At 68.1% G+C, this 25,654-nt stretch carries 22 protein-coding genes and 2 tRNA genes; 12 read left to right on the plus strand and 12 right to left on the minus strand.

Annotation, left to right across the window (positions count from 1 at the left end; translation table 11 throughout):
• Nucleotides 1-4 precede the first annotated feature (4 nt).
• The 6 genes from E6O51_RS22025 (at nt 5) to E6O51_RS03335 (ending at nt 4,513) form a co-directional block, all read left to right on the plus strand.
• Complete coding sequence (locus tag E6O51_RS22025) at nt 5-1,312, plus strand: DUF6745 domain-containing protein (RefSeq protein WP_211091313.1); 1,308 nt, start codon at nt 5-7, stop codon at nt 1,310-1,312.
• 15 nt (nt 1,313-1,327) lie between these two features.
• Nucleotides 1,328-1,681 carry a hypothetical protein gene (locus E6O51_RS03315; RefSeq protein WP_136383541.1) on the plus strand — a complete coding sequence of 118 codons (354 nt, stop codon included), beginning with the start codon at nt 1,328-1,330 and terminating at the stop codon, nt 1,679-1,681.
• Between the two features lie 184 nt (nt 1,682-1,865).
• Complete coding sequence (locus tag E6O51_RS03320) at nt 1,866-2,768, plus strand: recombination-associated protein RdgC (RefSeq protein WP_136383542.1); 903 nt, start codon at nt 1,866-1,868, stop codon at nt 2,766-2,768.
• Nucleotides 2,769-3,197 carry a hypothetical protein gene (locus E6O51_RS03325; protein ID WP_136383543.1) on the plus strand — a complete coding sequence of 143 codons (429 nt, stop codon included), beginning with the start codon at nt 2,769-2,771 and terminating at the stop codon, nt 3,195-3,197.
• Nucleotides 3,198-3,206: 9 nt separating this feature from the next.
• A complete protein-coding gene (locus tag E6O51_RS03330; RefSeq protein ID WP_136383544.1) occupies nt 3,207-3,431 on the plus strand; it encodes a DUF4224 domain-containing protein in 225 nt (74 codons plus the stop codon).
• Nucleotides 3,431-4,513 carry a site-specific integrase gene (locus E6O51_RS03335; protein ID WP_136383545.1) on the plus strand — a complete coding sequence of 361 codons (1,083 nt, stop codon included), beginning with the start codon at nt 3,431-3,433 and terminating at the stop codon, nt 4,511-4,513. The genes E6O51_RS03330 and E6O51_RS03335 overlap by 1 nt, the downstream gene beginning before the upstream one ends.
• A 63-nt stretch (nt 4,514-4,576) precedes the next feature.
• Here E6O51_RS03335 and E6O51_RS03340 read toward each other — a convergent pair.
• The 3 genes from E6O51_RS03340 to E6O51_RS03350 all read right to left on the minus strand — a co-directional run bounded on the left by E6O51_RS03340 (nt 4,577) and on the right by E6O51_RS03350 (nt 5,271).
• Nucleotides 4,577-4,653 (minus strand) — tRNA-Arg (locus E6O51_RS03340).
• Nucleotides 4,654-4,720: 67 nt separating this feature from the next.
• Nucleotides 4,721-4,813: transfer RNA gene (locus tag E6O51_RS03345), tRNA-Ser, on the minus strand.
• Nucleotides 4,814-4,899: 86 nt separating this feature from the next.
• On the minus strand, nt 4,900-5,271 hold the full coding sequence (locus E6O51_RS03350; RefSeq protein ID WP_136383546.1) for a carboxymuconolactone decarboxylase family protein: 372 nt from the start codon (nt 5,269-5,271) through the stop codon (nt 4,900-4,902).
• Between the two features lie 158 nt (nt 5,272-5,429).
• Between E6O51_RS03350 and mltF the strand changes: the two genes are divergently transcribed.
• Nucleotides 5,430-6,812 (plus strand): membrane-bound lytic murein transglycosylase MltF, encoded by a 1,383-nt coding sequence (gene mltF, locus E6O51_RS03355; RefSeq protein ID WP_136383547.1) that lies wholly within the window; start codon nt 5,430-5,432, stop codon nt 6,810-6,812.
• Here the strand turns inward: mltF and E6O51_RS03360 are convergent.
• Together E6O51_RS03360 and serS are read right to left on the minus strand one after the other, a co-directional pair.
• The gene (locus E6O51_RS03360; protein ID WP_168735173.1) at nt 6,790-10,173 is read right to left on the minus strand and encodes a PAS domain-containing protein; all 3,384 of its coding nucleotides are present in this window, start codon (nt 10,171-10,173) and stop codon (nt 6,790-6,792) included. The genes mltF and E6O51_RS03360 overlap by 23 nt on opposite strands.
• 340 nt (nt 10,174-10,513) lie before the next feature.
• Entirely contained in the window at nt 10,514-11,806 is a 1,293-nt protein-coding gene (gene serS, locus E6O51_RS03365) for a serine--tRNA ligase (protein WP_136383549.1), read from the minus strand.
• A gap of 264 nt (nt 11,807-12,070) precedes the next feature.
• On the opposite strand from serS, the gene E6O51_RS03370 reads away from it, so the two are divergent.
• Nucleotides 12,071-12,334 (plus strand): hypothetical protein, encoded by a 264-nt coding sequence (locus tag E6O51_RS03370; RefSeq protein WP_136383550.1) that lies wholly within the window; start codon nt 12,071-12,073, stop codon nt 12,332-12,334.
• Nucleotides 12,335-12,358: 24 nt separating this feature from the next.
• On the opposite strand, the gene E6O51_RS03375 is transcribed toward E6O51_RS03370, so the two are convergent.
• The 4 genes from E6O51_RS03375 to E6O51_RS03390 all read right to left on the minus strand — a co-directional run bounded on the left by E6O51_RS03375 (nt 12,359) and on the right by E6O51_RS03390 (nt 17,446).
• Nucleotides 12,359-13,696: a replication-associated recombination protein A gene (locus tag E6O51_RS03375; RefSeq protein ID WP_136383551.1), complete on the minus strand. Its 1,338-nt coding sequence runs from the start codon at nt 13,694-13,696 to the stop codon at nt 12,359-12,361.
• A 28-nt stretch (nt 13,697-13,724) separates the two neighbouring features.
• Entirely contained in the window at nt 13,725-14,363 is a 639-nt protein-coding gene (gene lolA / locus E6O51_RS03380; RefSeq protein WP_136383552.1) for an outer membrane lipoprotein chaperone LolA, read from the minus strand.
• 1 nt (nt 14,364) lies between these two features.
• Nucleotides 14,365-16,656, minus strand: coding sequence for a DNA translocase FtsK (locus E6O51_RS03385; RefSeq protein ID WP_136383553.1), 2,292 nt, complete (start codon nt 16,654-16,656; stop codon nt 14,365-14,367).
• Nucleotides 16,657-16,774: 118 nt separating this feature from the next.
• Complete coding sequence (locus tag E6O51_RS03390; RefSeq protein ID WP_136383554.1) at nt 16,775-17,446, minus strand: Crp/Fnr family transcriptional regulator; 672 nt, start codon at nt 17,444-17,446, stop codon at nt 16,775-16,777.
• A gap of 232 nt (nt 17,447-17,678) precedes the next feature.
• Here E6O51_RS03390 and trxB point away from each other — a divergent pair, with 232 nt between their 5' ends.
• Both trxB and E6O51_RS03400 read left to right on the plus strand, forming a co-directional pair.
• Complete coding sequence (gene trxB / locus E6O51_RS03395; RefSeq protein WP_136383555.1) at nt 17,679-18,638, plus strand: thioredoxin-disulfide reductase; 960 nt, start codon at nt 17,679-17,681, stop codon at nt 18,636-18,638.
• Between the two features lie 5 nt (nt 18,639-18,643).
• The gene (locus E6O51_RS03400; protein WP_136383556.1) at nt 18,644-19,435 is read left to right on the plus strand and encodes a Smr/MutS family protein; all 792 of its coding nucleotides are present in this window, start codon (nt 18,644-18,646) and stop codon (nt 19,433-19,435) included.
• Between the two features lie 7 nt (nt 19,436-19,442).
• Here E6O51_RS03400 and E6O51_RS03405 read toward each other — a convergent pair whose 3' ends face one another.
• Both E6O51_RS03405 and E6O51_RS03410 read right to left on the minus strand, forming a co-directional pair.
• On the minus strand, nt 19,443-19,781 hold the full coding sequence (locus tag E6O51_RS03405; protein ID WP_136383557.1) for a P-II family nitrogen regulator: 339 nt from the start codon (nt 19,779-19,781) through the stop codon (nt 19,443-19,445).
• A 67-nt stretch (nt 19,782-19,848) separates the two neighbouring features.
• Entirely contained in the window at nt 19,849-21,465 is a 1,617-nt protein-coding gene (locus E6O51_RS03410) for an NAD+ synthase (protein WP_136383558.1), read from the minus strand.
• Between the two features lie 142 nt (nt 21,466-21,607).
• Between E6O51_RS03410 and E6O51_RS03415 the strand changes: the two genes are divergently transcribed.
• Both E6O51_RS03415 and E6O51_RS03420 read left to right on the plus strand, forming a co-directional pair.
• On the plus strand, nt 21,608-22,759 hold the full coding sequence (locus tag E6O51_RS03415) for a GNAT family N-acetyltransferase (RefSeq protein WP_136383559.1): 1,152 nt from the start codon (nt 21,608-21,610) through the stop codon (nt 22,757-22,759).
• A 195-nt stretch (nt 22,760-22,954) separates the two neighbouring features.
• Nucleotides 22,955-24,994 (plus strand): sodium-translocating pyrophosphatase, encoded by a 2,040-nt coding sequence (locus tag E6O51_RS03420; protein ID WP_136383560.1) that lies wholly within the window; start codon nt 22,955-22,957, stop codon nt 24,992-24,994.
• Nucleotides 24,995-25,064: 70 nt separating this feature from the next.
• Here E6O51_RS03420 and ppa read toward each other — a convergent pair whose 3' ends face one another.
• Nucleotides 25,065-25,613: an inorganic diphosphatase gene (ppa, locus tag E6O51_RS03425; protein WP_136383561.1), complete on the minus strand. Its 549-nt coding sequence runs from the start codon at nt 25,611-25,613 to the stop codon at nt 25,065-25,067.
• Nucleotides 25,614-25,654: the final 41 nt, after the last annotated feature.

A 25,654-nucleotide genomic window follows, 5' to 3' on the forward strand; every position in this document is an offset into this window, starting at 1 on the left:
CGACATGACCAATATCGTCCGCACGCCCAGAAAGGCCCTGGGTGGCATCACGGAAGCAGAGAAGGTTGTGCTGGACGCACACGCAGCGAAATGGACCACTAACGCGCTGCGCACCGATCCGGTTGATCCTGATCGACTGGTGCCTGCCATCAAGTCGCTGTACGCCGCTGCCGACATGAAGGCGCCGCGCGTCGTCATCGTGCCGAGTCCGGTGGTGATGGCGTTTGCCGGCGGTTTCGCGGCGGCGATTTTGTGGGCGCGCAAGAACAATGCGAAGGCGCTGCGCGATGGGCTGGCATTCGGCAGCGCCACCGGCGCCGCCACCTACGCCGCCACCTACGCCGCCACCGAAGCCGCCACCGGCGCCGCCACCTACGCCGCCACCGACGCCGCCACCTACGCCGCCACCGAAGCCGCCACCCGCGCCGCCACCCGCGCCGCCACCGACGCCGCCACCTACGCCGCCACCGAAGCCGCCACCGAAGCCGCCACCCGCGCCGCCACCTACGCCGCCACCTACGCCGCCACCGAAGCCGCCACCGGCGCCGCCACCTACGCCGCCACCGAAGCCGCCACCCGCGCCGCCACCTACGCCGCCACCGACGAGCGCTTCGCTTCGCTCGCGCTCGCAATCGGTGCTGAGTTCGGCGCCAATCCGGTATTCATGCTGCGCTGCGCGAGTAACTGGTCGCGCATGTATCAGGGCGGAAACATGTGGTCTGCGTGGGCCTGCTATCTGGCCGCATTCCGCGATGTGATCGGCCTCGTACTGCCCGAGCACGAGAAGTTCAGCGCATGGGAATCGTGCGCCATCGAGGGCGGATTCCGTGTCATGCACGAGGAGTTCTGCATCGTCAGTGACCGTCCAGAGATCATCAAGATCGACGCGGAAAACCGTCCGCACTGCGAGAACGGCCCGTCACATCGTTGGCGCGACGGCTGGGCGCTGTACCACTGGCATGGTGTGTCGATCCCCGGAGAGTGGGTGACCGGCAATCCTCCCTCGGCCAAGGACGCTCTGACGTGGCCCAACATCGAACAGCGCCGAGCAGCCTGCGAAATTGTCGGCTGGGCCAACATCCTGCGCGAACTGGACGCACGCGTTATTGATGAGGACGGCGACCCGGAAATCGGCACGCTTGTTGAAGCGCACATCCCCGACTCTGGGCCTGAGCGGTTTCTGGTTGTGCGTTGTGGTACGGGCCGGCAATTCGCGTTACCTGTACCCCGCGAGATGAAAACCGCAATCCAGTCGAACGCCTGGACATATGGCCTCAATCCGGCCGAATTCACCCCCGAAGTTCGTACCTGAAAAGGAGAAGCCCCCATGAAGACCTTCACCGACTGCGCCGCCCAAGGCGATCTGCTCATTCGTCGCATCAATGCCATCCCGGCCGGGGCCACGCCGATCCAGTCCGAGGACGGCAAGTTCGTCGTCGCCCACAGCGAAACCGGCCACAACCACATCATCGCCGAGCGGCCGAACGTCAAGCTCTACACGACCGGCGATCCGATGGTGAGCTACCTGGAAGTGGTCGAAGCGACGGACGCCGCCGAAACGCTGCTGGAGCACCTGCGCAGCTACGACACGCACGAGACCATTGCCATCCCTCCGGGCGTGTTCGAGGTACGTCGGCAGCGCGAATACACGCCCGAAGGCTGGCGTCAGATTCAAGATTGAACATGTGATTCAGAATTTTCCGCGGTCGAATCAACTCCGGAATGCCAGCCAGGGACCGCTGACGGCTGGACGCCACGCACGTATCAGGTCGAGAACGCCCGTTCGCCGGAAAGCCGCGTGGGGAAGCAGGCGTGACTTACGCCGGATGGAGAGAATCCGGCACCCATACCAAGGAATCCTAAACATGTGGTTCAAGAACCTGCAGATCTATCGCCTCCCCGCCCCGTGGAACATCACCGCGGACACCCTCGACGAACAGCTCGCCCGCCGGCGCTTCGCGCCTTGCGGCAGCCAGGACCCGGAGTCCCGCGGCTGGGTCTCGCCCACCGGTGACGACCGGCTGGTGCATGCCGTGGGCGGCCAGTGGCTCATCAGTCTGGGCGTGGAACAGCGCCTGCTGCCGCCCTCGGTGGTGCGCCAGGTGGCCGACGAGCGCGCCGAGGAAATCGCCGCCCAGCAGGGCTACAAGCCGGGCCGCAAGCAGATGAAGGAACTGCGCGAAGCGGTGCAACAGGAGCTGATGCCGCGCGCCTTCACGCGCCGCCGCAAGATGTACGCCTGGATTGATCCGGAGGGCGGCTGGCTGGGCATCGACGCTCCCAGCCAGACCCGCGCCGAGGACCTGCTGGAAGTGCTGCGCCAGACCCTGGACAGCCTGCCGCTGGCGCTCGTGCGCACCGAGCGCAACCCGGTGGCGGCCATGGCCGACTGGCTGGCCGGCGGCGAGGCGGCGGGCAACTTCACCATCGACCAGGATTGCGAACTGCGCTCCGTGGCCGACGAGAAGGCCGCCGTGCGCTACGTGCGCCACGCCCTGGACGGCGAGGATGTACGCGCCCACCTGGCGGCCGGCAAGCTGCCCACGCGCCTCGCGCTGACCTTCGACGACCGGGTGAGCTTCGTGCTGACCGAGAAGACCGAGATCAAGCGCCTGGACTTCCTGGACGTGGTCAAGGAGCAGCTCGATGACAAGGACACCGACGCCCAGGTGCTGTTCGATGCCGGCTTCGCACTGATGACCGGCGAACTGCGCCAGTTGCTGCCGGCGCTGGTGGAGGTGCTGGGCAGTGAGTTGAGGGTCGCATAAATGGCCGCATCGTTCGTGCGCGAGGAGCGCTATCTAGTCATCAAGATCAAGGACGCACGCGAATATCTCGATGCGCAAGATCAGCACCTTCTTGACGAGATCGCTCAGCGTGTCGAATTCGGCCGGATTGGCGCAGGAAAGTCGTGCCTGCAATGCGTAGTGGTCGAGCATGACTGGCCGGAGTACGAGCCGACATGGACAGCTATCGAAGCACGGATGACCGCGAACGAACACCCGCGCTGCGACGGCGCAGCCCCAGCCGAAGGCGGGCTCAACAACACCGGCAGCAGCGCATCGGACAATCTCCCCGACTCCATCGCCGAGGGCGCTGCCGTCCAACAACCCGCGCCTGTGGCCGCTGTTCCAGCAGAGGCCCCGGCTGCGGAGGACGTTACCCGGCGCGCAATGCGCGTGCTGGACGAGAATTGAGAGCGCCCGATGCACGGCCAGCAGCCCCTCTTCCTCACGCCAGATGAGTTGCGCGAACTCACCGGCCGCATCCGGCACGGCGCCCAGGCACGTGCGCTCCGAGGCATGGGCATCGAACACCGCGTGCGCCCGGACGGCACCGTGGCCGTGCTGCGCACGCACGTCGAGCAGCAATTCGCTGCGCCAACCGCCAGGCCGAAGCGCGAGCCGCAGCCGAACTGGAGTGCGATCTGATGCCGCGCAGGCGCAACCCGGAGAACGCCGGCCTACCCCGCCGCTGGCAGCACACGCACGGCGCCTACTACTACCAGGTGCCGCCGGGACTGGAGGCCCTGTGGGACGGCAAGCGCAAATTCCGCCTCGGTAAGAGCCTGCCAGAGGCATATAGAACGTGGGCCGACCGACTGGGCCAGCAGGACGCGGCCAGCACCGTGCGTGACCTGCTGGAGCGCTACGCGCTGGAGGTCGTCCCGACCAAAGCGCCGAAGAGCCGCACCGAGAACGCCCGCTACATCACGAAGCTGATTGCCGTGTTCGGCGCCCTGCCGCTTGCCGCGATCACCCCGCAGATGGTCTACCAGTACGTGGATCGGCGCAGCCGAAAGGACGACAAGGGCCACGGCGGCCGGATCGTCGCCCATCGAGAGACAGAAGTGCTCTCGCACGCCTACACCAAGGCGGTGGAGTGGGGCTACATCGCCCGCCATCCGTTCAAGGGCGAGGTGCGCCTGCAGGGCGAGAAGTCGCGGGACAGGTACGTGGAAGACTGGGAAGTGATCGAGGCCCTGGCGCTCGAATCGCGCCGCAAGAAGGGCAGCGTGCTGGCGATCCAGGCCTACATCCGCATCAAGCTGATGACCGGCCTATCACGCTCCGACCTGTTGCGACTCACGGCCGCCAACCTGCGCGACGACGGCATCCACATTCAGCGCCACAAGACCGCCCACAGCACGGGCAAGCGCACGATTTACGAATGGACACCGGAGCTGCGCACCGCGGTGGAGACGGCCAAATCCGTCCGTCCTGCCCTCTCACCGTTCCTGTTCTGTCGGCGCACTGGGGCCGGCTACTTCGACGAGGAGACCGGCGAGTGCCACGGCTGGGACAGTATGTGGCAGCGGTTCATGGCGCGCGTGCTGGACGAGACCGAGGTCAAGGAACGCTTCACCGAGCACGACCTGCGCGCCAAGTGCGCCAGCGACGCGGAGAGCCTGGAGCGTGCCCGCGCCCTGCTCTCGCACGCCGACAGCCGCACGACGAACCGCATCTATCGGCGCCGCGCCGAGGTAGTCAAGCCGGCAAAAGGCGTGGGCTGAATAGCACGTAGCGCTACGAATAGCACAAAAAGAAAGGGCCGCATCTCTGCGACCCTTGGTATTTGGCGCGCCCGGAAGGATTCGAACCTCCTACCCCCTGGTTCGTAGCCAGGTACTCTATCCAGATGAGCTACGGGCGCTTGCGAAAGAAGCGAGATTTTAGCAGCGGATTCTGCTTCGTCAAGCTCTTTTCAAAGCTTTTGTTGCTGGCGGAGAGGGGGGGATTCGAACCCCCGTGCCAGGTTTCCCTGACCATCCGATTTCGAGTCGGCGCCGTTATGACCGCTTCGGTACCTCTCCGCTTCCCGGCGCTACGGCGTTTCCGGGAGGGCGCATTATACGCACATGCGTGGCGGAATGCACCAGTCCGGCCATCTGCCAGGCGCTCAGGCGGCCACGGCCGGCTTGGCGGTGCGCACCAGCAGTTCGTCGTAGGCGCGCACTGCTTCCGCCGCATACATCAGCGTCGGCCCGCCCCCCATGTAGGCGCACACGGCCAGGGTTTCCATCAGTTGCTCGCGGGTCACGCCGAGGCGGATCAGCGCCTTCACGTGGAAGCCGATGCAGGCGTCGCAGCGCGAGGCCACGCCGATGGCGAGCGCGATCAGTTCCTTGTGCAGCGCCGACAGCGCCCCGTCCTTCAGCGCTCCCTTGGCCATGGCGCCGAAGCCCTGCATGGCTTCGGGCACCTCGCTGCGCAAGGCTTCGAGCCCCTTGGAAACGTCGTTGGTGATCTGGACGAAGGACTTGCCGGACATGGGGAGATCTCCACTACTTAAGAAAATGCTAATTTACCACTGGTCGCGAACGAGTGCCCGGTTCCGCGTTGCGGCGTGGCGTAAATTTGATTTTGGAGGTTGCCCGTAGCGCGCTGCTCGTGGACAATCGCGTCGCCTTTCATCCGGATGTGATATCTGTGCGACTGCCGATCCTGACCCTGTTCGCCGCCATCCTCGCCGGCTGTACGCCGGAGGAAACGCCGCGCATCGCCGACTACCGCACGCTCGGCGAACTGCGCGTGGCCACCCGGCAGGACGCGATCGCCTTCCGCCAGGGCGACGAGGGCAGCTCGGGCTTCGAACACGACCTGCTGCTGCAGCTCGGCGAACGGCTGGAAGTGCCGGTGAACTTCATCGTCTATCCCGACCTCCCCCAGATGCTGCGCGCGGTCATCGACGGCCGGGCGCATCTGGCCGCGGCCGGCCTGGCGCGCAACGAGCGCCTGCCGCTGAAATGGTCGGCCGCGCTGCGCGACGTGGACTACGTGCTGGTCGGACGCGGGGACCGCCCCGCGGTACACGATGAAGCCGGCCTTGCCGGGCGCATGGTGTCGGTGCGGCGCGGCTCGCTGCCGCAGGAGAAGATCGAGCGCCTGCGCAAGCGGGTACCCGCACTGAGCCTGCACGTGCCGCTGGCCGACAGCGACCAGACCCTGCTCGAACAGGCCGCGAACGGCAAGCTCGACCTGGTCGCCACCGACCGCCTGCACTACGCCTTCGCCAAGCGCCTGTACCCGCAACTGGCGGTGGCCTGGGATCTGCCGCTCAAGTCGCAGATCGCCTGGGCCCTGCCGCTGGACGAACACGATCCGCTCGACGAAGCGGTGGACGCCTTCCTCGCCGAAGCCATCGACAGCGGCCACCTCGCCCGCGTCGCCGACCGCTACTTCGGCCACGTGCGCCGCCTGCGCACTTCCGACATCAACGGTTTCCTGGCCCGCGCGCGGGAGCGCCTGCCCGACTATCGCCCCCACTTCCAGGAGGCGCAGGCGCGCACCGGCATCGACTGGCGCATGCTCGCCGCCCTGTCCTACCAGGAATCCCAGTGGAACCCGCTCGCCACTTCGCGCACCGGCGTGCGCGGCATGATGATGCTGACCGTGGAGACCGCCGACCGGCTGGGCGTCAAGGACCGGCTCGATGCACGCGACAGCATCCTCGGCGGCGCCCGTTACCTCGCCATGCTGCGCGACGAACTGCCCGACGAGATCGCCGAGCCGGACCGCACCTGGATGGCCATCGCCGCCTACAATCTGGGCATGGGCCATCTGCGCGGCGCGCGCGCGATCGCACGCACGATGGAGCGCGACAACACCTCCTGGTGGGCGATGAAGGCGGTGCTGCCGCTGCTCTCCCGCCCCGAGTACGCGGCGCGCCTCAAGGCGGGCGCTGCCCGCGGCGGCGAGGCGGTGATCATGACCGAGAACATCCGCAACTACTACGACATCCTCACCCGCATCGAACCACCCCACGTGCCGCCGCTGCAGCCGCGCGGCATCAGGCTGACCCGCAGCGACTGAAACCCCATGCGCCAGCGCCTTGCTCGCCCCATGCCCGCACCTGATTGCGCCCGGCCCCCTTGGCCGCGTACAGGGCTTCGTCGGCGCGCATCATCACGTCCTTGACCGGCATGCCGCCGAGCGGGCACAGCCCGATGCTGACGCTGACCGCCAGCTCGCCCGCGTCGGCCTGGGCCGGCGTACCGGCAATGGCGGCGCGCAGGCGCTCGGCGAGCAGCATGCCGTCCTCAGCCGTGGTGCCGGGCAGCAGTACTGCGAATTCCTCGCCGCCAAGGCGGCCGGCGACATCGCTGGCGCGCAACTCGTGGCGAACGATCTCGGCCACGTGCTGCAGCATGCGATCGCCCACCAAGTGGCCGTAATTGTCATTGACCCGCTTGAAGTGGTCGATGTCCAGCATCAACAGCACGCCGCCGCGCGCAGGGTCCAACACCGCCAGCTCCAGGCTGGACATGAAGGCGCGGCGGTTGGGCAGGCCGGTCAGGGTATCGGTGGCGGCAAGTGTGGCAAGCCGATCTTCGCGGCGTTTGCGCTCAGTGATGTCGCGCACCAGCCAGACGTGGCCAAGGTCATCGCGCCCGCGCACGATGGGCACCCAATCCACTTCGAGTTCGCGCCCGCCGGCGCCGGCCACCTCGATGGTACGGCGCTGCTCACCCTTCGACCCGCTGCCGGGGCCGTCCAGCCAGCCGAGACCGGCGTCGCCACCCAGGCGGCGCAGATCGTCCCGGCCCAGGCAGGTCAGGTCGGCGGGCTTGCAGCGCAGCCCGAACAACTGGCAAAAGCCGTCGTTCGCCATCACGATGTGGCCGTCCGCATCCTCCACCAGCACGCCGCCGGGGAAGCGTTCGAGCAGGGTGGTCAGCCGCAGGCGCTCGGTCGCCAGCGCCGCCTCGGCTTGGTGGCGCTCGGTGACGTCTACCAGCATCCAGATCACTGCACCGTTGGGCTGCTCCGGGTCGAGCAGGGTGCCGCTGACGTCGAACCAGCGCCTGCGGCCATGTGCATCGAGCAAGGGCCACTCGCAGCGTATCTCGCCGTCGCGCACCAGCGTGTCGTAGTGCTCGCCGAGATGGTCGAAGGACGTCTGGTCCGTGTGCAGGCGGCGGAAATCGAAGCCGGTCATGTCCTCGCCGGGCTCGCCGAACAGTTCGCGCGCGCGGGCATTGGCGTAGAGCGCACGGCGCGCACGCGAGGCGACGAAGATGGCGGCGGCACTGCGGTCGAGCAGGGCACGCCGCAGATTCGCATCGGCAACGCGCTGGCCGATGTCGGAGTAGGTGCCGATCATGCGCAGCGGTTCGTCGCCGTCCCAGTCCACCACCCGGCCCCGGCCTTCCACCCACAGCCATTCGCCGCTCGCCGTGCGCGTGCGGAAGTCCGCCGCGCCGACGTAATCCTTCACCGTGCGCTGCCGGTCGATCGCAGCCTGCAGCACGGCTAGAACGCGGGCGTGATCGGCCGGGTGCAGCCGTTCGACCCAGGCGTCGAAACGGCCGCAGAAGGTACCGGGAGCCATGCCCAGCATCTCATGGCTGCGCGCATCCCAATGGAGAGCGCCGCTGCGCATGTCCCATTCCCACTGGCCGTCGCGCACCGCATCCAGGGTCAGGCGCAGGCGCTCCTCGCTGCGTTGCAGCGCCTCGGCGGCGGCGTGGGCGGCGGTCGCGTCGTGGATGTAGCCGTGCCACAGGGTGCCGCCGTCCTCCGTGCGCTCGGGATTGGCCTGGCCGTGCAGCCAGCGTTCGGTACCGTCGGGGAAACACACGCGGTATTCGCACTGCCAAGTGGTCAACCGTTCGGCCGACTCCCGGATCGATTCGGAGACGCGCCCGAGATCGTCCGGGTGCAGGATGGCGAAGACCCTGTCGGCCGACTCGGCGGCCTCCTCCGGCGTCAGCAGATAGACCTCGGAAATGGCCGGGCTGGCATAGGGAAAGCAACTCGTGCCGTCCGGGCGCAGCAGGTACTGGTAGAAAAAGCCCGGCACCTGCGTGACCAGCTTGGTGAGCCGTCTGCGCAGTTCAGCCCGCTCCGCTTCCACCAGTTTGCGCGCGGTGATGTCGAAATAGGTGCCGGTGGCGCGCAGCGGCGCACCGTCGTCGCCACGCTCCATCACCCGCCCGCGGCCCTGGATCCAGATCCAGTGGCCGTCGCGGTGGCGCACGCGGTATTCGGCGTCGTACTGCTGCGTTTCGCCGCGCAGCATGGCGTTGAGCATGTCCAGCGTTGCCTGCCTGTCGTCCGGGTGCAGGCGTGCCGCCCAATCGGAGAAATCGATCGCGCACTCGAATTCGTCCGCGCGATAGCCGAGCGTACGTGCCCAGCGCGTGTCGAACAGGACAGCGCCGGTTGCCACGTTCCAATCCCAGGCGCCGAGTCCGCCGCCGCTCAGTACCAGTTCGAGCCGCCCGTGGCTTTCGGCCAGCCGCCTGGCCATGCGCAATTGCCGCAGGATCAGGGCGCTGACCAGTACCGCCCCCAGCACCAGCAGCACCGAGCCGACAAGGTTGCGCCTCAGGCTGTCGGCGATCAGCGCCTCCACCGGTGCGAGCGCAAGCACCTTGTCCAGCCCCAGGCTGACGAGCAGCGGATAGTCACTGGTGCGGTGCCAGGCGTAGCCGCGCTCGATGCCGTCGATGGGCGACACGATGTCGTAGCTGCCGCTGGCCTGCGCCCGGTTCGTCAGGAAGGCCCGCCCGGGCGGCACCGCACGCCCGAGCACGGCGTCCAGGTCGTGGGAGCGCGCCAGATAGCTGCCGTCCTCGCGCAGCAGCAGCGCCACGTCGTGCTTGTCGGGGAAGATGTCGCGCAGGGATTGCGACAGATAGGCGGGCGAGATCGACACGACCACCACGCCCAGGAAGCGGCCATTCACAGCGATGGGCCGGGAAAACTGCACCGACCAGATCTGCGACACGCGGCCCCGTACCGGCGAACTGATGAACAGCGCGGGCGGCCTGTGGCCGGCATGCACCCGGAAATGTTCGCGATCGGCGATGGACACCCGCATGGCCGGCGTGCCGCTGGCGTCGTCGAGATTGGAATACACCACCAGGCCGTCACGGTCGGCCACGGCCACCTGCACCAGCGCGCCGTCCGGCAGAGCGGCGGCGGCCGTCTCGACCGCCTCGCGGAAATGTTTCGGCTCGGCCAAGGTCCAGGCCGTGACGAGGTTGCGCGCGATGTAGTCGACGCCACCAACCAGCGCGTCGACCTGCAAGGCGAGCGCCTGGGCGGTTTGCGCGGCGCGCAGGCGGGTCTGCTCGAGGGCGTCTCCCCGCTGCCGCGCATGGCTGTCGAACAGGGACCACCAGTAGACCGCCAGCACGGCTACGCCGAGCACCCAGACAGCGACCATGCGCGACGAGGTGCGGGTGTTCGGACGACAGAAGAAGCAGGGAGAGCGCCCGCCGGGATTCGCCATGGGATCGGAGACCAGGGAAGTGCATCGGGCACTGGACAAGTGCCGCGATGATACCGGGTGCGGCTCCCTGCGCCCGTGACCTATGGCGCAAGTAATATTTCACGGGCATCCGCCGGGCACACTCCCTGCACCGCCCGGCAAGCGCCATGGGCGAGTCAGCCGTGCCACGGCCCGTGCATCCCCGCCGTCCGGCCTGGCACGGTACGGCAGCCCCGACATCGGGAGCGCAGCGGAGCCTTGCCCCGGACCGGGCTGCACGCCCGGTCCACGAGCCTCAGCGCGCCGGACGCAGCACTTCCACGCCGCCCAGGTAGGGCACCAGCGCCGGCGGCACGCGCACGGAACCGTCGGCCTGCTGGCAGTTCTCCAGCACCGCCACCAGCGTGCGCCCTACCGCCAGGCCCGAACCGTTGAGCGTGTGCACGAACTCGTTCCTGCCCTGGGCGTTCTTGAAGCGCGCCTGCATGCGGCGCGCCTGGAAGTCCTCGCAGTTGGAGCAACTGGATATCTCGCGGTAGGTGTCCTGGGCCGGCAGCCACACTTCCAGGTCGTAGGTCTTGGCGGCCGAGAAGCCCATGTCCCCGGTGCACAGCGTGATCACCCGGTAGGGCAGACCGAGCTTCTGCAGGATGGCCTCGGCATGGACGACCATCTGCTCCAGCGCTTCGTAGCTCTGCTCCGGATGCACCACCTGCACCATCTCCACCTTGTCGAACTGGTGCTGGCGGATCATGCCGCGGGTGTCGCGCCCGGCGCTGCCCGCTTCCGAACGGAAGCACGGGCTATGGGCGGTGAAGCGCAGCGGCAGCGCGTCGGCGGGCAGCACCTGCTCGCGCACACTGTTGGTGAGCGGAATCTCGGAGGTGGAGATCAGGTACTGCTCGGTGCCCTCCTCGTCGCCGCCGCGCAGCACCCAGAACATGTCCTCCTTGAACTTGGGCAACTGGCCGGTACCGAACAGCACCTCGCGGTTGACGATGTAGGGCGTGTAGCACTCGGTGTAGCCGTGCTCGGTGGTGTGCACGTCGAGCATGAACTGGGCGAGCGCGCGATGCAGGCGGGCGATCTGCCCCCGCATGAAGGTGAAGCGCGCCCCGGAGAGCTTCGCCCCGGTCTCGAAATCCAGCCCCAGCGGCGCACCCAGGTCCACGTGGTCGCGCGGGGTGAAATCGAAGCTGCGCGGCGTGCCCCAGCGCCGCACCTCCACGTTGCCGCTCTCGTCGCTACCCTGCGGCACGCTCTCGTGGGGCAGGTTGGGCAGGCCGGCGGCAAAGTCGCCGATGCGTTCCAGCAGGCCGGGCAACGCCTGCTCGCAGGCCTTCAACTCGTCGCCCAGTTGGCCCACCTCGGCCATCACCGCGGAGGCGTCCTCGCCGCGGGACTTGAGCTTGCCGATCTCCTTGGACAGGGTGTTGCGCCGGGCCTGCAGTTCCTGGGTACGGGTCTGCAGGCGCTTGCGCTCGTCTTCCATGGCCTGGAAGCCGGCGGCATCCAAAGTGAGGCCGCGGGTGGCGAGACGGGCGGCGACCTGGTCGAACTGGGAGCGAAGGAGCTGGATATCGAGCATGGGAGGTTTCCGGATTGGCTTTCGATTCATCGACATGGGGCCGAAAGCTGATATGACCCCTGAGCTGGAGGCGTCATCCCCATGCTTTCAAAGCGCTTTGCCGACCGGGTGAAAAATGACGCACAGCACAAATTAAATTAAGAAAAACAATCGCTTGCGGTTCATTGCGCGAATAAACTTTTCTTGCAAACGATCCCCTGTCACCTAGGCTTGTAATGTTGAGTAAGCCGCGCAGACGGCATGCCGACAAGGAGGAGTGACAGTATGCTTTCCATTCGAGACTGCCTCGATTACTGCGATCTTACCGAAGACGAGGTCGCGCTCATCGCCGAACACGAGAACATCCCGGACGCGGCCGCCGCGCAGATGGCCTGCGGACTGGTCCAGACCCCGGAAGGGGTATTGCTGCTGACCCACTACATGCTCGACCTGATCGAACGCGCGGACGAGCGCGGCGACCTGGAAAAGGCCGAGCAGGCACGCCACCTCTGCGCACGCTTCATGGCCGACCACCCCCTGCCCCACTGAAATCCACCTGACCGGCCGCGGCGTTCAACGCTCGTCCGCGGCGGCGTCCGGCGGCTGTCCGCCCGCCTCCGCGTCGAGCGCGCGCAGGTGGGCGAGCTTTTCGGCGATGCGCGCCTCCAGCCCGCGGGTTGTGGGCTGGTACCAACCCGGTTCGGCCATGCCGTCCGGCAGGTAGCTTTCGCCCGCGGCGTAGGCTTCGGGTTCGTCGTGGGCGTAGCGGTAGGCCTTGCCGTAGCCCAGTTCCTTCATCAGCCGCGTGGGCGCGTTGCGCAGGTGCAGCGGTACCGGCCGCGAACCGTCGGCGCTGACGAAAGCGCGGGCCGCATTATAGGCCTTGTACACCGCGTTGGACTTGGCTGCGCAGGCAAGGAACACCACGGCTTCGGCGAGCGCCAGTTCGCCTTCCGGCGAGCCCAGGCGTTCGTAGGTGGCGCAGGCGTTCAGGGTGATCTCCAGCGCACGCGGGTCCGCCAGGCCGATGTCCTCCGTCGCCATGCGCACCAGGCGGCGGCCCAGGTAGTGCGGATCGGCGCCGCCGTCCAGCATGCGCACCAGCCAGTACAGGGCGGCGTCCGGGTGGGAGCCGCGCACCGACTTGTGCAGGGCGGAAATCTGGTCGTAGAAGGCCTCGCCGCCCTTGTCGAAGCGGCGCAGGTTGCGCGACAGGGCCTGGTCGACGAAGTCCGCGCTCACGGTGCCGACACCGGCGGTTTCGGCCGCGACCTGGAGCTGCTCGACCAGGTTGATCAGCCGGCGCGCGTCGCCGTCGGCAAAGCCGATCAGGCGGTCGCGCGCATCCTCGTCGAAGGCGAGATCCGGGCAGGCGGCCTGGCGGGCGCGCTCGAACAGTTCGCCCAACGCCCCGGCGTCCAGCGATTCCAGCACGTACACCGCGGCGCGGGACAGCAGCGCGGAATTGACCTCGAAGGACGGGTTCTCGGTGGTCGCGCCGATGAAGGTCACCAGGCCCTGCTCCACGTAGGGCAGGAAGGCGTCCTGCTGGGCCTTGTTGAAGCGGTGCACCTCGTCCACGAAGAGGATGGTGTGGCGCCCGCGGGCCTTGGCGGCCTGGGCCTGGGCGATGGCCTCGCGGATTTCCTTGACGCCGGAGAACACGGCGGAGAGCGCGACGAACTCGGCATTGAAGCCCTTGGCCATCAGCCGCGCCAGCGTGGTCTTGCCCACGCCGGGCGGACCCCACAGGATCATGGAGTGGGGCTTGCCGGACTCGAAGGCCAGGCGCAACGGCTTGCCCGGCCCGAGCAGATGCTTCTGCCCGGCCACCTCGTCCAGGCTCTGGGGACGCAGGCGCTCGGCCAGCGGCACGCGCGGCGGCTCGACTGCTTCGAAGAGATCGCTCACCGCACCCTCCCCCGCCGCTGCCCCGCGCTCACTGGCCGATCACGTCGGCGCCGGGTGGCGGCGTGAAGCGGAACAGTTGCGGGTCCGGCGCGGCCACCGCCGCCAGGCGAGTGAACACGATCACCGTGTTCTGCCCGAAGCTGTCGCGCAGTTCCATGCGGTGCAGCCGGCCATCGGCCAGGCCCAGACGCATGGATTCGAAACCGCTGTCGGCCTGGCGCGGACGGGCCACGACCCAGGCCAGGCCGTCGGAGGCGCCGCCGTCGGCCAGTTCGAAGGCGGCCTCGAAATCGCTGCTGCCCACCAGCACCGCGGCCGGCGTGCTGCCCAGCGCGTCGCCCAGCGGACGCACGGTGACCTGAGCGAGGTCGGGGTCCCAGGACCACAGGCGTTCGCCGTCGCCCACCAGCAGTTGCCGGTAGGGGGTCTCGTAGCTCCAGCGGAAGCGCCCCGGGCGCGAGAAGGCGAACTGGCCGGCGGCCTGCTGGGGCTTGCGGCCGGAGGCGGAATGCACGGTCTGCTCGAACTCGCCTTCCGCATGGCGGATGTCGGCGACGAAGCGGCGCAACTGGGCGATGCCGTCCGCCGCCAGCGCGCCGCTGCTCACCAGCGCCGTCACGGCCAGGACGGCCAGGCTCTTCAGTGCCGCGCGTCTGGCGGGATGCATTTCAGTCGCCCTCCTTGGGCGGGACGATCACTTCCCGGTTGCCGTTCGCACCCATGGCACTGACCAGCCCGGAACGTTCCATCTGCTCGATCAGGCGCGCGGCGCGGTTGTAGCCGATGCGCAGGTGGCGCTGCACCAGAGAAATGGACGGCCGGCGGGTCTTGACGACCACTTCCACCGCCTGGTCGTAGAGGGGATCGGCCTCGCCGCCTTCGCCGCCTTCGCCGCCGCCGAGGGCCGCATCCATGTCGTCCTCGGGCGCGGACAGGATGCCGTCCACGTAGTCCGGCGGCCCCATCCGCTTGAGGTGCTCGACCACCTTGTGCACCTCGTCGTCGGCCACGAAGGCGCCGTGCACCCGCACCGGCAGGCCGGTGCCCGGCGGCAGGTAGAGCATGTCGCCCATGCCCAGCAGGGCCTCGGCACCCATCTGGTCGAGGATGGTGCGCGAATCGATCTTGCTGGACACCTGGAAGGCGATGCGGGTGGGCACGTTGGCCTTGATCAGGCCGGTGATCACGTCCACCGACGGGCGCTGGGTGGCGAGGATCAGGTGGATGCCGGCCGCGCGCGCCTTCTGCGCCAGGCGGGCGATGAGTTCCTCCACCTTCTTGCCCACCACCATCATCATGTCGGCGAGCTCGTCCACCACCACCACGATGTGGGGCAGCGCCTGCAGCGGCTCGGGGCTTTCCGGCGTGATGGAGAACGGGTTGGTGAGCGGCGCCCCGGCCTTGGCGGCCTCATGGACCGCCTTGTTGAAGCCGGCCAGGTTGCGCACGCCCACTGCGGCCATCAGCTTGTAGCGCTTGTCCATCTCGACCACGCACCAGTTGAGCGCGTTGGCCGCGTGCTTCATGTCGGTGACCACGGGCGCGAGCAGGTGGGGGATGCCCTCGTAGATGGACAGCTCCAGCATCTTCGGGTCCACCATGATCAGCCGCACCTTGTCCGGCTCGCTCTTGTAGAGCAGCGACAGGATCATGGCGTTGATGCCCACCGACTTGCCCGAGCCGGTGGTGCCGGCCACCAGCAGGTGCGGCATCTTGGCCAGGTCCGCCACCACCGGCTGGCCGCCGATGTCCTTGCCCAGCACCACGGTGAGCGGCGAATGCATGTCGTGGAAGACCTTGGAGCCGACGATCTCCGACAGGCGCACGGTCTGGCGCTTGGGGTTGGGCAGTTCGAGGGCCATGCAGGACTTGCCCGGCACGGTCTCCACCACGCGGATGGAAATCAGCGACAGGGCGCGGGCCAGGTCCTTGGCGAGATTCACCACCTGACTGCCCTTCACGCCGACGGCCGGCTCGATCTCGTAGCGCGTGATCACCGGCCCGGGATAGGCCGCCAGCACCTTGACCTCGACGCCGAACTCGGCGAGCTTGGATTCGATCAGGCGCGAGGTGAATTCCAGCGCCTCGGCGGACGGCGGTTCGCCGTCGCCGCGGGGTTCGTCCAGCAGCGCCAGCGGCGGCAAGCCGCCCGCGGCGAGATCGGCGAACAGGGTCTGCTGGCGTTCCTTCTGCACGCGCTCGGACTTGGGCACCTCGGCCACCGCGGGCTCGATGCGCAGTTGCGGCGGCGGGGCCTCGACGGTCTTGCGGCGCTTGGTCTCGACCACGGCCTCGCGCTTCTGCGCCAATTCACGCCCGGCGCGGCGGTCCTGCCAGATATGGAAAGCCCGCTGCAGGGCGAAGAAGGCCTGCTCCAGCCCTTGCCCGACGCGCTCGATCACGGCGAACCAGGAAATGCCGGAGAACAGCGACAGGCCGGAGGCCAGCAGGGCCAGCAGCAGCAGCGTGCCGCCGGTGAAACCCAGGTTGCGCTGCACCGCGACGCCCAGTTCCACGCCCACCAGTCCGCCCGGGGCCAGCGGCAGGGTGGCGCCGTGGGAATGGAAGCGCAGGGATTCCAGGGCGCTGCTGGTCAGCAGCACGACGAGGAAACCCGCCAGCACGATGAAGAAGGAGCGCCGGTCCACCTGGTAGGCGTGGCGCAGGCGGCGGAAACCCCAGGCCAGGCCGTAGCCGAGGAAGACCACCCACCACCATGCGGAAATGCCGAACAGATACAGCAGCAGGTCGGCCAGCCAGGCGCCGAAGCGCCCGCCGGGATTGGCCACGCGGGTGACCTCGGCGGCGTGCGACCAGCCCGGATCGGCCTTGCTGTAGCCGAGCAGGATCAGGCCGATGTAGAGCGACAGCACGCCGAGGGCGAGCCACTTCGCCTCCTGCAGCAGGAGGGAGATCTTTTCCGGCAGCGGCTGGGAACGGGTCGAGGAACGGGACAGCATCGATAGGAACGCCGGATCGCTCCGGCCGGCATCGTCAGAGGCGGATTATATGCGAAGGCCTGCCGGCCCCGCCCCGGGCGTTGCCGGCAGTAACAATGACCGAAGACCGCGCAGCGGTTCAGACGTCGTTCAGGCGCTCGCGCAGCACGATGCCGCGCTCGCTCTCCTCGATCAGGCCCTGCACGCTGAGGTCCTTCATGACGCGGCTGACCATCTCGCGCGAAGCGCCGATCATCTTGGCGATGTCCTGCTTGGAAATCTTGCGCACCACCACCATGCGGCCGTCGTGCTCCTCGGCCATCTCCAGCAGCAGGCGCGCCACCCGGCCGTAGACGTCCATCAGCGCCAGGCTTTCGATCTTGCGGTCGGCATTGCGCAGGCGCTCGGCCAGGTTGCACATGATGCGCCAGGCCACGTCGAAGTTGTCCTTCATGATCTGGCGGAAGTCCTGCTTGGGGATCATCACCAGGTCGGACGGGGTCACCGCCACCACCGAGGCCGAGCGCGGCTGCTCGCCGAAGATCGCCATCTCGCCGAACAGTTCGCCCTGGCCGAGGATGGACAGGATGACCTCGCGGCCGTCCTCGTCGCTGACCACCACCTTGAGGCTGCCGGTGAGGACGAAATAGACGAAATCGCTGCGATCACCCGCCAGCACCACCGCCTGGCCGCGCGGGAAGCGCCGCATCATGGAACAGTGGGCGACCGCGGCGAGGACCTCCTCGGACAGGCCCTGGAACAGCGGGAAGGTCTTCAGGGCGATGGTGGAAACGGCGGTCGGCTGGCTCATGGGGTCTCCGGCGGCAACGCTTTGGAACGACGGCAGGATGCGGGTTCGGGAGCGGCGTGATCAATGTCACGGAGTATAGACGAACATCCATGACGAACGGCAAATCCCCATCCGATGCGCCATCCCCGGCCGCCATCGCCATTGCGGCGCCCTATCGGCACGATTGGCCGGCGCGCCGCGGGGCTCGGCTATAATCCCGCGATCCCCAAACCGACCGAAGACAAAGCCCACCATGACCACCAAGCACGCCCGACTGCTCATCCTCGGTTCCGGCCCGGCCGGCTTCACCGCCGCGGTCTATGCCGCGCGCGCCAATCTCCAGCCGGTGCTGATCACCGGCCTCGCGCAGGGCGGCCAGTTGATGACCACCACCGAGGTGGACAACTGGCCGGCGGACGTGGACGGCGTCATGGGCCCGGACCTGATGGCGCGCTTCCAGCAGCATGCGGAGCGCTTCAACACCGAGATCGTCTTCGACCACATCCACACCGCACAACTGCAGCAGCGCCCCTTCCGCCTGATCGGCGACGCCGGCGAATACACCTGCGACGCGCTCATCATCGCCACCGGCGCCACCGCCAAGTACCTGGGCCTGCCCTCGGAGGAGAAGTTCTCCGGCCGCGGCGTGTCCGCCTGCGCCACCTGCGACGGCTTCTTCTACAAGAACCAGGACGTGGCGGTCATCGGCGGCGGCAACACGGCGGTGGAGGAAGCCCTGTACCTGGCCAACATCGCGAAGAAGGTCACCCTGGTCCATCGCCGCGACAAGTTCCGCGCCGAGAAGATCATGATCGACAAGCTGATGGAGAAGGTCGCCGCCGGCACCATCGAGTTGGCGGTGAACACCACGCTGGACGAGGTACTGGGCGACAACACCGGCGTCACCGGCATGCGCATCCGCGACGTGAACAGCGGCGAGACCCGCGACGTCGCCCTGCAGGGCGTGTTCGTCGCCATCGGCCACAAGCCCAACACCGACATCTTCGAAGGCCAGTTGGAGATGGAGAACGGCTACCTGGTCACCCAGGGCGGACGCGAGGGCAATGCCACCCAGACCAGCATCCCCGGCGTGTTCGCCGCCGGCGACGTGCAGGACCACATCTACCGCCAGGCGGTCACCTCGGCCGGCACGGGCTGCATGGCCGCGCTGGATGCCGAACGCTACCTGGATGCCCTCGGCAACGTGAGCTGAGGCCCATGCCGCGCCGCCGCCGCGACCGTTCGCCGACTGAGCCGCGCGGCGCGGATGAGCGCCGCGCGCCACACCTCGGAGCGGACGGCGCCGGCACCTTGCCCTTCGGCGCGCTCGCGGAACTCACGCGCACCCGCCGGCCGCCGGCGCAGAACCCCATCATGCGCGCCTGGGAAGAGGCGCACGCACCCCGGCGCCGGCCGTCCCCGGTACAGCAGCCGGCCCCCGTCCAGGACCCCGCCATCGCGCCAGCCGATCTCGCCTTGCTGCAGGCGGCGATGGCCGACGTGCAGCCACTGGCCGCACGCCACGAACGGGTCGAAGCGCCCCGATCCCGCCCCGCGCCGGTCCCCCTCAAGCGGCACGCGGATGAGCACGCCACCCTGCACGATTCGCTGCATGCCCCGCTGAGCTTCGAGGACCGCCTCGACATGGGCGACGAGGCGGCCTTCCTGCGCCCCGGCCTGCCGCGCCGCGTGCTGGCCGATCTGCGCCGCGGGCGCTGGGTGCTGCAGGGCGAGGTGGATCTGCACGGATTGAACCGGGAAGAGGCGCGCGCGGCCCTTGCCCGCTTCCTGCAATCCAGCCTGCAGCAGGGGCGGCGCTGCGTGCGGGTCATCCACGGCAAGGGGCTGGGTTCCCCCGGCGGGGTGTCGATACTCAAGCAGCTCTCGCGCGGCTGGCTGGCGCAGCGCGAGGAAATCCTCGCCTTCTGCCAGGCCGGCCCCCACGCGGGGGGCGGCGGTGCGCTGCTGGTGCTGCTGCGGGCGCCGGGCGGCGCCCGCGAAGGAAAGTGAGCGCGGCTCAGATCGCCGCTTCGTTGATCTCGCCGGTGCGGATGCGCACCACCTGCTCCACCGGCGAGATGAATATCTTGCCGTCGCCGATCTTGCCGGTGTGCGCCGCCTTGATGATGGCCTCGGTGGCCTGCTCCACCAGGTCATCGCCGATGACGATCTCGACCTTGATCTTGGGCAGGAAGTCCACCACGTACTCGGCGCCGCGGTAGAGCTCGGTATGGCCCTTCTGGCGGCCGAAGCCCTTCACCTCGGTCACGGTCAGGCCGGTGATGCCCACGTCCGAGAGCGCCTCGCGCACCTCGTCGAGCTTGAAGGGCTTGATGACGGCTTCGATCTTCTTCATGGCTATGTCCTCGTCGGTCGGGTTGCAGGCCGGCCGGACCCCGCGGCCGGCGCTCGGCGGACGTCGTTCAGAATTCGTCCTGGTAACGCGATGTTATCGGATAACGCCAGTCCCTGCCGAAGCCGCGCCGCGTGACGCGGATGCCCACCGGCGCCTGGCGGCGCTTGTACTCGTTGCGCTTGAGCATGGCCACGGTGCGCCGCACCTCGGCTTCCGGGTAGCCCGCGGCGATGATCTCCCGCGGCGACTCGTCGCGCTCCATGTAGGCCTGGATGATGGCGTCGAGCACGTCGTAGGGCGGCAGGCTGTCCTGGTCCTTCTGGTCGGGCTTCAGTTCCGCGGACGGCGGGCGCGCGATGATGTTGGGCGGAATCACCTCGCCCTGGGCGTTGCGCCAGCGCGCGAGACGGAACACGAAGGTCTTGTAGAGATCCTTCAGCACCGCGAAGCCGCCGGCCATGTCGCCGTACAGGGTGGCGTAGCCGGTGGCCATCTCGCTCTTGTTGCCGGTGGTCAGCACGATGGCGCCGGTCTTGTTGGAGAGCGCCATCAGGATCATGCCGCGGATGCGGCTCTGCAGGTTCTCTTCGGTGGTGTCGGCGGGCAGCCCGGCGAACTGGCCGGCGAGAAGATCGGCGAAGACATCCATCGCCGGCGCGATGGGAATCTCGTCGTAGCGCACGCCCAGCCGGCGCACCATCTCGCGGGAATCGTCCAGGCTCATCTGCGCGGTGTAGGGCGAGGGCATCATCACCGCGCGCACCCGGTCCGCGCCCAGCGCATCCACCGCCACCGCCAGCGTCAGCGCGGAGTCGATGCCGCCGGACAGGCCGATGATGGCGCCGGGGAAACGGTTCTTGCCCAGGTAGTCGCGCACGCCGACCTTCAGCGCCTCGTAGACCTCGGCCTCGATGGCGCGCGGCGCTTCCCTGTCCGCCGATTGCCAGCGTCCGCCTTCGAAGCGGATCACATCCACGCGCTCCTCGAAGGAACTCGCCTGGTAGGCCAGCGCGCCGTCGCCGTCGAGGGCGAAGGAGGCGCCGTCGAACACCAGTTCGTCCTGCCCGCCCACCATGTTGCAGTAGAGCACCGGCATCGCCGTGCTGGCCCCCCGGGCGCGCAGCACCTCGTAGCGGCTGGCCTGCTTGTTCATGTGATACGGCGAAGCGTTGAGCGCCAGCAGGATTTCGGCCCCCGCCTCATGGGCCTGCTCGGCCGGGCCGGGCTCCCACACGTCGGCACAGATGTTCACGCCCAGCTTCGCGCCCTTGACGTCGAACACGCAGGGCACGCTGCCCGCTTCGAAGTAGCGCTCCTCGTCGAACACCTCGTAGTTGGGCAGCAGATGCTTGAAGTACACCGCCTCCACCCGGCCCCCGCGGATCACCGAGGCGGCGTTGTAGCGCTCCTCGCCGTACAGCGCAGGGTGGCCCAGCACCAGCACGATGCCTTCCGTGTGGGGCAGGATGCGCTCGATCTCGCGCTCGCAGGCGCGGTAAAAGTCCGGGCGCAGCAGCAGGTCTTCCGGCGGATAGCCGGACAGGGCCAGCTCCGGCGTCAGCAGCACGTCAGCACCAGCCGCGCGCGCGCGCGCCAGCGCGGCGATGATGCGCTCCGCGTTGCCGGCGAGATCGCCGACGGTGAAATTGAGTTGCGCGACGGCAATCGAAAGCGTGGTATTCATGGGACGCAACTATACCGTGGGATTCCGGCGCCCGGCGCTGCACCGCGGTATTTCACAGCCACCGTGGGCAAGCCTGTGGATAAACGCTGGATAGCGTATCGAACACTATGACCGGTAAAGCTTTTGCGCAGTTGCACAAGAAATGAGCGATCTCCCTCCGGCCCCTCACGCCCTGGACGGCTTCCACCTGCTGGACGGCCTCGCCGGCGTGCCTGCGGCAGCCTGGGACGCCCTCGCCGGCGGCCAGCCCTGCCTCGCCCACGCCTATCTCCATGCGCTGGAGGCGACCGGCTGCGTAGGCGGACAGACCGGCTGGCTGCCCCGCCATGCCACCCTGTGGCGCGCCGGCGAACTGGTGGCGGCCATGCCCCTGTACGAAAAGCACCACTCCTGGGGCGAATACGTGTTCGACTGGGCCTGGGCCGAGGCCTACGCCCGCCATGGCCTGGCCTACTATCCGAAGTGGCTCGCCGCCCTGCCCTTCACCCCCATTCCCGGCCCGCGCCTGCTGGGCCGCAGCCCGGCCGACCGCCGGGCGCTGCTGGCCGCCGTGCTGGCCATGGCGGCGGACAGCGGCCATTCCTCCTTCCACCTGCTCTTTCCCGAACCGGACGAGGCGCCCTGGCTGGAAGAGGCCGGCCTGCTGCTGCGCCGCGGCGTGCAGTTCCACTGGCGCAACGCCGGCTACCGCGACTTCGACGACTTCCTCGCCCGCCTCAACCACGACAAGCGCAAAAAGATCCGCCAGGAACGCCGCCGCGCCGCCGCCCACGGCCTCACCCTGCGCTGGCTGGACGGCCGCAGCGCGCAGGCGGCGGACTGGGCCTTCTTTCACCACTGCTACGCGCTCACCTACGCCCTGCACCGCTCCACGCCCTATCTGAACGAGGACTTCTTCACCACGCTGGCGCGCACGCTGCCGGACGGCGTACGTCTGCTGCTGGCCGAGCGTGACGGCGATCCGGTCGCAGCCGCCTTCTTCCTGTGCGACCACGATGCCCTCTACGGGCGCTACTGGGGCGCCACCGAGGCCCTGCCCTTCCTGCATTTCGAACTGTGCTACTACCAGGCCATCGAGTACTGCATCGCCCACGGCCTCGCCCGCTTCGAAGGCGGCGCCCAGGGCGAACACAAGCTCGCGCGCGGCCTGGAGCCGGTCGTCACGGTGTCGGCGCACTGGCTGCGCGATGCCCGCTTCGCCGACGCCGTCGCGCGCTTCCTCGCCCGCGAGCGCGGCGGCATCGACGCCTATCTGGACGAACTCGAAGAGCGTCTGCCGTTCCGCGCCGGCTGAACGGACCGCCGCAGCCGCTCGCCCGGCGCGATCCGGGGATGCCCGCGTCGTCGAACAGTGGTAATCTCGCCGCGGTAGCAACCCAACGAGATATCGATCAGCCCGCCGGGGCCAGCAGAGCAGGGAAGGCCGCTCGGACAAGAAGCGGAACGCTTTCGGCAGACTGCCCATTGGTCATTTTCGAGGAGGTTGAGCATGCCCGTAGCACTTTGGTTCGCCCTGCTATGCGCAGTCATAGCGATCTTGTATGGCGCGTTCTTCAGCAAATGGATCCTGTCGCTACCGGCAGGCAACGACCGGATGCAGGAGATCGCCCGGGCAGTCCAGGCAGGAGCGACCGCCTATCTGAACCGCCAGTACGGCACCATCGGCATCGTTGGTGCCGTTCTTTTCATCGTGATCGGTTTCGCGCTCGGCTGGACGACCGCGATCGGCTTCCTCATCGGCGCCGTGCTTTCCGGGCTGGCCGGCTACATCGGCATGAACGTCTCGGTGCGTGCCAACGTGCGCACCGCCGAAGCCGCACGCAAGGGCCTCAACGACGCGCTTACCGTCGCCTTCCGCGGCGGCGCGATCACCGGCATGCTGGTCGCCGGGCTCGGCCTGCTCGGCGTCGCCGGCTACTACGCCATCCTCAAGAGCGGCGCCGCGCCGGACGCCAAGCTCTCCGACGTGATCCACCCGCTCGTCGGCCTGGCCTTCGGCTCGTCGCTGATCTCCATCTTCGCCCGGCTCGGCGGCGGCATCTTCACCAAGGGCGCGGACGTGGGCGCCGACCTGGTCGGCAAGGTCGAGGCCGGCATTCCCGAGGACGACCCGCGCAACCCGGCGGTGATCGCGGACAACGTCGGCGACAACGTCGGCGACTGCGCCGGCATGGCCGCCGACCTGTTCGAGACCTATGCGGTCACGCTGATCGCGACGATGATCCTCGGCACGCTGGTGATCACCTCGGCGCCCGAAGTCGGCGTGCTCTACCCGCTCGCGCTGGGCGGCGTCGCCATCGTCGCGTCCATCATCGGCTGCGCCTTCGTCAAGGCCACGCCGGGCAAGAAGATCATGAACGCGCTCTACCGCGGCCTGATCGTCGCCGGCGTGATCGCGCTGGTGGCGTTCTTCTTCGTCACCCAGTGGATCGTGCCCGACGATGCGCTCGGCGCGCCCGGCTCGCAGTTCAAGGTGTTCCTGTCCGCGGTGGTCGGGCTGGCGCTGACCGCGGCGATGGTCTGGATCACCGAGTACTACACCGGCACCGAGTTCAAGCCGGTGCGGCACGTGGCCTCGGCGTCCGAGACCGGCCATGCGACCAACATCATCGCCGGCATCGGCGTGTCGATGAAGGCGACCGCGTGGCCGGTGATCGCGGTCTGCCTGTCGATCCTCCTCGCCTACCAGTTCGCCGGCCTCTACGGCATCGCGATCGCGGCGACGTCCATGCTGTCGATGACCGGCATCATCGTCGCGCTCGACGCCTACGGCCCGATCACCGACAACGCCGGCGGCATCGCCGAGATGGCCGAACTGCCCGACTCGGTGCGCGCGATCACCGATCCGCTCGACGCCGTCGGCAACACCACCAAGGCCGTCACCAAGGGCTACGCGATCGGTTCGGCCGGCCTGGCCGCGCTGGTGCTGTTCGCCGACTACACGCACGCGCTCACGGGCTCCGGCCTCGACCTGACCTTCGACCTGTCGAACCACCTGGTGATCATCGGCCTGTTCATCGGCGGCCTGATCCCCTACCTGTTCGGCGCGATGGCGATGGAAGCGGTCGGGCGCGCCGCGGGATCGGTCGTGGTCGAGGTGCGCCGCCAGTTCCGCGAGATCGCCGGGATCATGGAAGGCACGGCCAAGCCGGACTACTCGCGCGCCGTGGACATGCTGACCAAGTCGGCGATCAAGGAGATGATGATCCCGTCGCTGCTGCCGGTCGGCGTACCGATCGCGGTCGGCCTCGTGCTCGGCCCGCAGGCGCTGGGCGGCGTGCTGATGGGCACCATCGTCACCGGCCTGTTCGTCGCCATCTCGATGACCACCGGCGGCGGCGCGTGGGACAACGCGAAGAAATACATCGAGGACGGCCACCACGGCGGCAAGGGCTCGGACGCCCACAAGGCCGCGGTGACCGGCGACACGGTCGGCGACCCCTACAAGGACACCGCCGGTCCGGCGGTCAACCCGCTGATCAAGATCATCAACCTGGTCGCGCTGCTGATCGTACCGCTGATCGCCTGACACGCCTGCCCTGAAAAGCACAAAGCCCCGCGTTCGCGGGGCTTTGTTTTTTCGCCGCGGGCGGGCCGGCTCAGAAATGCGGCTTCTTCTTCGCCCCCTGGAAGGCGTCGATGCCGGCGCGGATCTCGGCCTTGGCCTCATCCTTGTCGCTCCAGCCGACGACCTTGACCCACTTGCCCTGTTCGAGATCCTTGTAGTGCTCGAAGAAGTGCACGATCTGGCGCAGCAGCAGGTCGTCCAGGTCGCGGAACGAATCGATGCGGTCGTACAGCGTGGTCAGCTTGGACACCGGCACCGCGAGCACCTTGGCATCCTGGCCGCCCTCGTCCTCCATCTTCAGGAGGCCGACCGGACGGCAGCGGATCACCACGCCCGGGATCAGCGGGAAGGGCGTGACGACCAGCACGTCCACCGGGTCGCCGTCGCCGGCGATCGTATGCGGCACGTAACCGTAGTTGCACGGATAGCACATGGAGGTGCCCATGAAGCGGTCGACGAAGACCGCGCCGCTGTCCTTGTCCACCTCGAACTTGATCGGATCCGCATGCGCCGGGATCTCGATGATGACGTTGATGTCGTTCGGCACGTCCTTGCCGGCCGGGACCTGTTCGAAGCCCATTTCGCTACCCTCCGATGGAAAAAAGTGGGCGGAATTATACG

Source organism: Pseudothauera rhizosphaerae (assembly GCF_004801305.1).
GTDB lineage: Bacteria > Pseudomonadota > Gammaproteobacteria > Burkholderiales > Rhodocyclaceae > Pseudothauera > Pseudothauera rhizosphaerae.

Bases quoted from the DNA above. Each gene is read 5' to 3' on its own strand.
- lolA (WP_136383552.1), bottom strand. From the start codon at position 14,363: ATGCATCCCGCCAGACGCGCGGCACTGAAGAGCCTGGCCGTCCTGGCC.
- E6O51_RS03320 (WP_136383542.1), top strand. From the start codon at position 1,866: ATGTGGTTCAAGAACCTGCAGATCTATCGCCTCCCCGCCCCGTGGAAC.
- serS (WP_136383549.1), bottom strand. From the start codon at position 11,806: ATGCTCGATATCCAGCTCCTTCGCTCCCAGTTCGACCAGGTCGCCGCC.
- E6O51_RS03325 (WP_136383543.1), top strand. From the start codon at position 2,769: ATGGCCGCATCGTTCGTGCGCGAGGAGCGCTATCTAGTCATCAAGATC.
- E6O51_RS03390 (WP_136383554.1), bottom strand. From the start codon at position 17,446: ATGAGCCAGCCGACCGCCGTTTCCACCATCGCCCTGAAGACCTTCCCG.
- ppa (WP_136383561.1), bottom strand. From the start codon at position 25,613: ATGGGCTTCGAACAGGTCCCGGCCGGCAAGGACGTGCCGAACGACATC.
- E6O51_RS03335 (WP_136383545.1), top strand. From the start codon at position 3,431: ATGCCGCGCAGGCGCAACCCGGAGAACGCCGGCCTACCCCGCCGCTGG.
- E6O51_RS03370 (WP_136383550.1), top strand. From the start codon at position 12,071: ATGCTTTCCATTCGAGACTGCCTCGATTACTGCGATCTTACCGAAGAC.
- E6O51_RS03360 (WP_168735173.1), bottom strand. From the start codon at position 10,173: ATGGTCGCTGTCTGGGTGCTCGGCGTAGCCGTGCTGGCGGTCTACTGG.
- E6O51_RS22025 (WP_211091313.1), top strand. From the start codon at position 5: ATGACCAATATCGTCCGCACGCCCAGAAAGGCCCTGGGTGGCATCACG.
- E6O51_RS03330 (WP_136383544.1), top strand. From the start codon at position 3,207: ATGCACGGCCAGCAGCCCCTCTTCCTCACGCCAGATGAGTTGCGCGAA.
- E6O51_RS03385 (WP_136383553.1), bottom strand. From the start codon at position 16,656: ATGCTGTCCCGTTCCTCGACCCGTTCCCAGCCGCTGCCGGAAAAGATC.
- E6O51_RS03405 (WP_136383557.1), bottom strand. From the start codon at position 19,781: ATGAAGAAGATCGAAGCCGTCATCAAGCCCTTCAAGCTCGACGAGGTG.
- E6O51_RS03420 (WP_136383560.1), top strand. From the start codon at position 22,955: ATGCCCGTAGCACTTTGGTTCGCCCTGCTATGCGCAGTCATAGCGATC.
- E6O51_RS03415 (WP_136383559.1), top strand. From the start codon at position 21,608: ATGAGCGATCTCCCTCCGGCCCCTCACGCCCTGGACGGCTTCCACCTG.
- E6O51_RS03315 (WP_136383541.1), top strand. From the start codon at position 1,328: ATGAAGACCTTCACCGACTGCGCCGCCCAAGGCGATCTGCTCATTCGT.
- E6O51_RS03400 (WP_136383556.1), top strand. From the start codon at position 18,644: ATGCCGCGCCGCCGCCGCGACCGTTCGCCGACTGAGCCGCGCGGCGCG.
- trxB (WP_136383555.1), top strand. From the start codon at position 17,679: ATGACCACCAAGCACGCCCGACTGCTCATCCTCGGTTCCGGCCCGGCC.
- E6O51_RS03350 (WP_136383546.1), bottom strand. From the start codon at position 5,271: ATGTCCGGCAAGTCCTTCGTCCAGATCACCAACGACGTTTCCAAGGGG.
- E6O51_RS03410 (WP_136383558.1), bottom strand. From the start codon at position 21,465: ATGAATACCACGCTTTCGATTGCCGTCGCGCAACTCAATTTCACCGTC.